The sequence below is a fragment of the Arthrobacter sp. P1_B3 genome (assembly GCF_056406615.1).
In genome coordinates, this window is the sequence record NZ_JBFTZV010000010.1 from 138100 (window position 1) to 145468 (window position 7369).

General features: G+C 67.0%; 7 protein-coding genes. 5 read left to right on the forward strand and 2 right to left on the reverse strand.

Going from position 1 to position 7369, the window contains the following annotated elements; translation table 11 throughout:
- Window positions 1–70: 70 nt before the first annotated feature.
- The gene (locus tag AC1D2F_RS13165) at window positions 71–1717 is read right to left on the reverse strand and encodes a sensor histidine kinase (RefSeq protein WP_364748262.1); all 1647 of its coding nucleotides are present in this window, start codon (window positions 1715–1717) and stop codon (window positions 71–73) included.
- 21 nt (window positions 1718–1738) lie between these two features.
- Window positions 1739–2479 carry a response regulator transcription factor gene (locus tag AC1D2F_RS13170; protein WP_229996174.1) on the reverse strand — a complete coding sequence of 247 codons (741 nt, stop codon included), beginning with the start codon at window positions 2477–2479 and terminating at the stop codon, window positions 1739–1741.
- 241 nt (window positions 2480–2720) lie between these two features.
- On the opposite strand from AC1D2F_RS13170, the gene AC1D2F_RS13175 reads away from it, so the two are divergent.
- From AC1D2F_RS13175 to AC1D2F_RS13195, 5 genes are all read left to right on the forward strand, one after another.
- On the forward strand, window positions 2721–3707 hold the full coding sequence (locus AC1D2F_RS13175; protein WP_364748258.1) for a hypothetical protein: 987 nt from the start codon (window positions 2721–2723) through the stop codon (window positions 3705–3707).
- A gap of 547 nt (window positions 3708–4254) precedes the next feature.
- Window positions 4255–5118 carry a winged helix-turn-helix domain-containing protein gene (locus AC1D2F_RS13180; RefSeq protein ID WP_364748255.1) on the forward strand — a complete coding sequence of 288 codons (864 nt, stop codon included), beginning with the start codon at window positions 4255–4257 and terminating at the stop codon, window positions 5116–5118.
- 501 nt (window positions 5119–5619) lie between these two features.
- Window positions 5620–5823: a dodecin family protein gene (locus AC1D2F_RS13185; protein WP_018774263.1), complete on the forward strand. Its 204-nt coding sequence runs from the start codon at window positions 5620–5622 to the stop codon at window positions 5821–5823.
- Between the two features lie 54 nt (window positions 5824–5877).
- Window positions 5878–6405: a SixA phosphatase family protein gene (locus AC1D2F_RS13190; RefSeq protein WP_229992720.1), complete on the forward strand. Its 528-nt coding sequence runs from the start codon at window positions 5878–5880 to the stop codon at window positions 6403–6405.
- 141 nt (window positions 6406–6546) lie between these two features.
- Window positions 6547–7098 carry a hypothetical protein gene (locus tag AC1D2F_RS13195; protein WP_229992721.1) on the forward strand — a complete coding sequence of 184 codons (552 nt, stop codon included), beginning with the start codon at window positions 6547–6549 and terminating at the stop codon, window positions 7096–7098.
- Window positions 7099–7369: the final 271 nt, after the last annotated feature.

The window sequence follows — 7369 nt, forward strand, 5'->3', positions numbered from 1 at the left end:
AGGAGTCACAACGGCGGGGTGTCGGCTTGCGCCGGAGTCGCCGGTCGTCCGGGTGGGGGCCTGTGGGTGGCTACGCCGACGGCGGCGCCGCGGGCAGCCGCACGGCGAACTCCGTGCGGCCAGGCCGGGACGTGACCTCGACTGTTCCTCCGTGGGCCTCCACGATCGAATGGACAATGGACAAGCCCAACCCGCTCGTGCCCTCCGAGGTCGGCGCGGCAGTCGCCGTTCCCTGACCATGGCTGCCTCCGGCTGCCATGCCAAAGGCACTAGAAGCAGCACCGGAAGCAGCGCCGGATGCCGAGCGCACGGCGCCCCCGGACCGGGCCCCCGCCGTCGCGACGGCTGAGTTAGCTGCGGCGCTGGCTGCGGCGCTGGTCGCGGGATTGGTGCGCGCCGCGTCGGCACGTGCGAAGCGGGCGAAGACCCGGCCGACGAATTCGGGGGCGATGCCGCGGCCATTGTCCGTCACAGTGACCATGGCGCTGCCGTCAGCCGAACGCATGACGCCCGTAACCACCTTGGTTCCGGGGTCCGTGTGCTTGCGTGCATTGGACAGGAGGTTGGCGAGGACCTGGTGAAGCTGGGTCGCGTCACCGCGCACCACCACGGGTTCCTCCGGAAGCTCCAGCTGCCAGATGCGGTCCGGGGCCATGACTTTCTCATCGCTCACCGTCTCGATGGCCAACTGGGTGAGGTCGACGTCGGAGATCTTGAGCGGCTGTCCCTCGTCCAGGCGTGCCAGCAGCAGCAAGTCCTCCACCAGGGTGGTCATCCGCTCGGACTGGCTTTGCACGCGCGCGAGGGATCTCTGGCCGTCGGGAGTGAAGTGCTCGGTCATCCGCATCAGCTCCGTGTAGCCGCGGATGGCCGTCAGCGGGGTTCGGAGTTCGTGCGAGGCATCGGCGACGAACTGCCGAACCTTCATCTCGCTCTCCTGCCGCGCCTCGAGGGCATTGGAGACGTTGTCCAGCATCTGGTTCAGCGCGTAGCCCACGCTGCCCACTTCGGTTCCGCGGTGGGCGGCCGACGCCGGGACGCGCACCCCGAGCGCCACCTCGCCGGCGTCCAGCGGGAGGCGGGAAACCTGGGTGGCCACCTCGGAGAGCTGCTCCAACGGCTTCATGGTGCGGCGGATGAGCACAGTCCCGGCAAGGCCGATCAGAACTATTCCGCCAAGCGACACAATAGTGATGGTCCAGACAAGGGAGGTCAGGGTGCTCTGTTTATCGGCAAGGGGAAGCCCGGTGACAATGGTGTCGCCATATGGGGTCTGCGTGGCAACGAGACGGTAGGCGCCGGATGACAGCGAGCGATCAACGGGGAGACCGTCGGTGCGTAGTCCCAGGAGGATCTGGTCGTCCTCCGATGACAGCGAGGCGCGGGTGGCGTCGGTGGCCAGGAAGCCTGCACTGCTGACGTTGCCGTTCTCAATCCGGGCGATGAGGGTGCCGACCCTTTGTCCCCGCGCGTCTAAGGGATCCGGCCTGCCATTGGGGTTGCCGGCAGGGGGCCGGCTGAACTCACTCGAGCGGTGCGAAGCCTGGCCGAGCTGGTCATCGAGCTGCCGGGTCAGGAACAAGTCCATGGAGGCGTAGCTGAACAGTCCCACAGCGCCGCAGATAGCCACGAGCAGCGCCATGGCGACGAGAACCAGCCGGGTGCGCAAATGCCACGTGGAGGGGTTGCGCCAGTCGCGCCCGGGGACGCGTGTCACACCGGAAAGTGAAGGCACGGATCAGTCCGCCGGTTTCAGGACGTAGCCGGCGCCGCGCACCGTGTGGATCATGGGAGCGTGGTTGGCGTCGACCTTCTTGCGCAGGTAGGAAATGTACAGTTCCACGATGTTCGCCTGGCCGCCGAAGTCATAGTCCCAGACGCGGTCCAGGATCTGGGCCTTGCTGATGACCCGTTTGGGGTTTTCCATGAGGTAGCGCAGCAGCTCGAACTGCGTGGCGGTCAGATGCAGCTCCTCACCGCCCCTGGTGACTTCGCGGGTGTCGACATTGAGTACAAGGTCCCCGACCACCAGCTCGGCGGTGTCCATGGCGGCCACCCCGGAGCGCTGGACCAGCCTGTGCAGGCGCAGCAGCACCTCTTCCATGCTGAACGGCTTGGTGACGTAGTCATCGCCGCCGGCCGCCAGGCCGGTAATGCGGTCCTGGACGGCATCCTTGGCCGTGAGGAACAGCGCCGGCACCTCCGGCGCGAAGGCGCGGATCCTGCTTAGCAGCTCGACGCCGTCGAACCCGGGCAGCATCACGTCCAGCACTAGCACGTCGGGGCGGAAGTCCTTGGCAAGCCGGACCGCGGCGGGCCCGTCTTCCGCCACGGCCACGGACCAGCCGGCCATCCGTAGGCCCATGCTCATGAGCTCGGAGAGGCTGGGCTCGTCGTCCACCACCAGCGCGCGGATGGGGGAGCCATCCGGATGCGTGAGCTGGGGAAGGTTGTTAGTCATGGAGTGCGAAGTGGCCATGGGACAACTCTCCGATCTGCCGGTTAGGCGGGGCTTTGGGGACCCTGTGCGGCACCTGTGAATCCCAGCCTAGCGAGCTGGATGCCCTTCCCGGGCCGTAGGTGCCGCTCCGGCAGCGCTCAATCGGAGACTAACGCCCCGCCCGAACGTCACAGGCCCGGCTGTCGGCCCGCACAGCCCAGGCACAGGATCCCTCAGCACTCTGGGGTGAACACCGATCCGCACCCTAAGGAGAAACACCATGAGCGGTCAGCATCCCGGAGCCGGTTCCGGACCAGCCCCCAAGCCCGCCCCCGATTCCGCCCCCGATTCCACCCGCGCCACAACAGCAGCGCCCGCGCCCGTGACTACGCCCCGGGCTCTCGGGCAATACGACGCCGGACAGGATGGCGCTGGGCCGCATGCAGCCGGGCAGCCTGATGCCGGACACCACGACGCCGGGCAGCCGGCAGCCGGCGCTGCCTCCGGCTGGGGCGCGCCCCCTGTTTCGAAAGTGCCGGCATCGGCCCCGGCCTGGGGTATGCCCCGGCAAGGGCCTCCGGCGCCTGCGGCTACTGCCGGCTGGGGAGCGCCGGGAGCCGCCGCCAGGACGGGCTCGGCGGCAAAGCCCTGGACCCTCACCCGGGGACTCGCCGTCGCCGGGGCCGCAGCTGTCCTCGCAGTCGGCGCCGGGGCGGGGGTCTACGCACTTACCTCAAGTTCAGCGGCCGCCAACGGAGCTGCCGGCACAGCAGCCGGTGGGGCGGCGGGCGGGGCGGCCGGCGGCCAAGGTGTTGCCCCGGGCATGCCAGGTTCTGCGCAGGACGGATTCGCGGGTGGCGGATTCGCTGGAGGCGGCATGTCGGGGCAGGGTGGTCCCGGCGACTTCGCTGCCGGTGGGATGGGCGGCGGCCTTTCAGCGGCAGTGCATGCCGAATACGTGGTGCTGCAAGGATCCGCTTACACCACCATGGCCGAGCAGTTGGGCACTGTGAGCGAGATCAGTTCGTCCTCGGTCACGGTCAAGAGCAGTGATGGGTTCACGCGCAGCTATGCGTTGGGCGCCGATGTGGTGGTGAGTAATCTGCAACAGCGGCGCCAGCAGGCCGGCGGCACGGGCACCCAGCTGAGCGTGGCGGACATTGTCGCGGGCGGGACGGTGCGGATCGTGGCGACCAAGAACGGTTCCGGCTACACGGCGTCGTCGGTCATGGTTGTGGCGGCGACCGCCACCGGCCAGTCCAACTGACCCCCACCGCAGCCGGCATTTGCCGCCGGGCCACGCGGCAAAATGCCGGCTGCCCACTCCGTGGACCGTCTCGCAAGAAACGGTGGAGAGACCCGGTTTCGCGCATTTTGCGATGCTGTGAATGATTTCCACCACATCGCAAGATGGGCCGAATAATATTCGGACAAAGCGACTTTCTGACCAGCCGGTCAGAAAAACACTTGTTATTTTATTGCGGTCGCAGAATTGTGACTTGCGCTACAATTCCCGGATCTGTCTCACTATGTGGAACTTGCGGTCCATTGTTACTTGCACGTTCGCATTGTTACGTTGCACACTTCAATTGTGAACAAGAACTCAACAGCACCTGCAGCTGCAGCTTCCTGGATCAGCACACCCGCTGGTACCGAGACGCGCTGTTGTCGAATGCACGCCTAACTTTTACACCCCAAAGAGTTTCTAGGCATTCGCCCCCCAGCCCAGAGTCGGGCGCCCCTCCCCAATTTCATTGCGGGGAAAGAAGCATTCGAGCCGCGATGACGGCCATTCACATTGAGGTAAGCATTCCATGTCAGTTGCATCCGGATACGTCCACATCTCCGTCCGTAACGCCAGCAAGGCCGGCCAGGCCTCCGGGATCCGCCAGGGCTTTGGGGGCCGCTCTGCGTTCGCACCCGCCGGATCCACCGGCAGCTTCCCCGCCCCCGGATATGCAGCGCAGGGCTACAACCCTGACTCCTACGGCCAGCTCCGCGCCGTTCCGCCCGCCCCCGCCACGGCGCCCACCCCGGTGATTGCCCCGGGTTCCGGCAGCCCGGTCCGTCCAGCCCCCAGCGACAACGTGGCCCGCGGCTTCGTGCTGTACATGGGGATCGACGAGGAAACCGCAGCCGCGGCCGGCACGTCCATCGCCAAGCTTGCCCAGGAAATCCGGGCCTACGCACAGTCGCTCGTTGCCGGCGCCGAAAGCTATGCCGCCGTCGCCGTCGCACCGGCCAGCGCCCCGGGTTCCGCGCTCGACGTCGTCCGCTCGACCTTCGGTGACCCCACCGCAGGGGCCCGCCAGCGCACCGAAACCGCACGCCTGCAGCAGCCGCAGGATCCGCGGCCTTCCGGAGTGCTGATCGACCTCGCCCGCCGTGAGGTGCACCTCGACGGCGAATCCCTGAACCTGACATTCAAAGAGTTCGAGCTCCTGAACTACCTCGTGGAGAACGGCACACGCACTGTGGGCCGCGACGAGCTCCTCGAAGGCCTGTGGCGGAACGCCGAAGAGGTCCCGAACGAGCGGACCATCGACGTCCACATCCGCCGCCTGCGTTCCAAGCTCGGCCGCCTCGCCAACACCGTGCGCACTGTGCGCGGCCAGGGGTACCGGTTCTACGAGCACCCCGAAGTAGTGGTCTGGGCCGCTCCGGAATACTCGATCTAGCTTCTAGCCCACGCAAAGCGTCCGTTCCTCTCATTGGGGCGGGCGCTTTCGTGTTCTCCAGAGCGCGTTTCACGCGCTCCAGGCGGCTCTTTGCCGTGCCTTAGCGTTCGCTGGCTCCCTTCACCTCGCAAGCTCGGACAAGGAATCCGGCCAGCTCTTTTCCTCCTTCGTTCCTCAGTCGGCGATGCGGCACTACGCGGAAACCCACTTCGCTTCCGCCGGGCAGTCACATTCCCCGACGGGCGCTTTGGGTGGGCTGGCTGACGGGCATGTGCCTCCGCGGCCGAGGCGGCGAGGCCGGATCTTGGGGCCGCGGCGTGGCGGGCACCGCGGGGGCCCACTGCCGCGAGGGCCCCGACTCGAGCTTGCGAGAGTTGGGAGCGGCTGGGGACGGGCACGGCCCCAAATCCGGCGAAGCCGCTGTGCGTGGGGGTGGACTCTGTTGCGTTTCCTGGCTCCGGCGTAGTCTCGGACCGTTGAGCCGACAATTGGGAGGAAGACATGTCTGTTGCACGGATTACTACCCTGAGCGCGAACTCCAAAACCTCGTTTGATGCTGCCATCAAGGAGGGCATCGACCGGGCTAACAAGACCCTGCGCAATGTCACGGGGGCGTGGGTGAAGGAACAAAAGGTTGAAATCAGCGACGGCGCCGTTGTTGCCTGGCACGTGGTGCTGGAAGTGACCTTTGTCCTTGAAGACTGAGCGGCCGCTGGCGGGCTGGGCGCCTGGCGGCAGCCACCGCACTAGGATTGGGGCATGAGCGCGCATCACATCAAACGGCTGGTGATCATGCGGCACGCCAAGTCCGACTGGCCCGGTGGGGTTGCCGACCACGAAAGGCCGCTCGAAGAGCGCGGCCACAAAGATGCCCCGGTCGCCGGAAAGTGGCTGCTAAAGCACGGCGTGGTCCCTGATTTCATCCTCTGCTCCAGCGCGCTGCGGACCCGCCAGACCTGCACCTGGGTGTGCCACGCCCTCGGGGACAAGGCGCCGACGCCCAAGCTCGAGGATGGCCTGTACGCCGCGTCCGCCTCGCGCATGCTGGCGGTGATCAACCATGTCCCGGACACCGTGAGCACCCTCATGGTGATCTCGCACATGCCCGGTGTGCAGGACCTCGCCATGCATCTGGCGTCGCGCGATTCCGACCACGACGCCTATATGGACGCCGCCACCCGCTTTCCGACCAGCGCTCTGACCATCCTGGAAACGGAAAAGTCGTGGTCCGAACTGGACGGGCAGGACGCCAAACTGACCCACTTTAAGGTCCCCCGCGCCAAATAGCCGCAGGCCAGCCCGGACAGCGGTTCCCGAGACCATAGCTACCGGCCCCGTTCTGCGGTTTACTGTTGCTGTTCGCTGATGTGGTTTTTCCAGTGGTTTTTTGGGGCAGGTTAGGCAACCCGAGAGAAAAGGTGGATCAACGTGGATTCAGGGCAGCTCATAGGAATTGTCGTCGGCATCGTTGTGGTGCTCGCGATCGTGGCAGTGGCAGTCATGATCAGCCGCAAGCGCAAAGTGGCCGCGGACCGGAACCGCGCCGCCGAGATGCGGGAACAGGCCAAGGCCGACGAATTCGCTGCGCGGGAACGTGAGGCCAAGGCGGCGCGTGCCGAGGCCGACGCGCAGGAGGCCGACCTCGAAGCCGAGCGCCTGCGCCAGGTTGCCCGCAGCCGCCAGGAAGAGGCGGAAAGCGTCCGCTCCGGCGCGCAGGAGCAACTGCGCAAAGCCGACGAAGTGGACCCTGATGTGGTCACCTCCGAACGCGAAGGCGAAACCAGGGAAATGCCGACCCGCGCGGATTTGCGCTCCGAGAGGGCCACCGGCGAGCCAGCGAGCGGCAACACCGTCCCCGGCAACCCCGCCTCCGGCAACCAAGTGCCCGACGACCAGCGCAGCCGGGAAGACGTGACCCGGGCCGACACCGCACAGGGCCCGGATACCGCCCCCCGGGAAGACAAGCCGCGAAACCTCTGACCGAGACCTCGAACCTCTAACCCGAATCCACTGAGCCGCCAAGGGCCGCGCTCCGGAGTCAGCGGCGGGCGGAGGTCCGGGCAGGTGACTTGGTAGCAGGTGACTTGGCAGCGGKCGCCTTTGCGGGCGCCTTTACGGGCGCCTTTACGGGTGACTTTGCTGCGGGCCGGGCCGCCGCCCGCGGAGCCGCCGGGCGTGCGGCGGTTCCCCTCGGCGTCGGACGCGGCGCGGACGGCCTCGGGCTCGCGGACCTCGTCGCCGCGCCTCGTGC

Excerpts from the sequence above, each read along its gene's own strand:
- AC1D2F_RS13170 (WP_229996174.1), bottom strand. The coding sequence starts at position 2,479 with ATGGCCACTTCGCACTCCATGACTAACAACCTTCCCCAGCTCACGCAT.
- AC1D2F_RS13175 (WP_364748258.1), top strand. The coding sequence starts at position 2,721 with ATGAGCGGTCAGCATCCCGGAGCCGGTTCCGGACCAGCCCCCAAGCCC.
- AC1D2F_RS13180 (WP_364748255.1), top strand. The coding sequence starts at position 4,255 with ATGTCAGTTGCATCCGGATACGTCCACATCTCCGTCCGTAACGCCAGC.
- AC1D2F_RS13185 (WP_018774263.1), top strand. The coding sequence starts at position 5,620 with ATGTCTGTTGCACGGATTACTACCCTGAGCGCGAACTCCAAAACCTCG.
- AC1D2F_RS13190 (WP_229992720.1), top strand. The coding sequence starts at position 5,878 with ATGAGCGCGCATCACATCAAACGGCTGGTGATCATGCGGCACGCCAAG.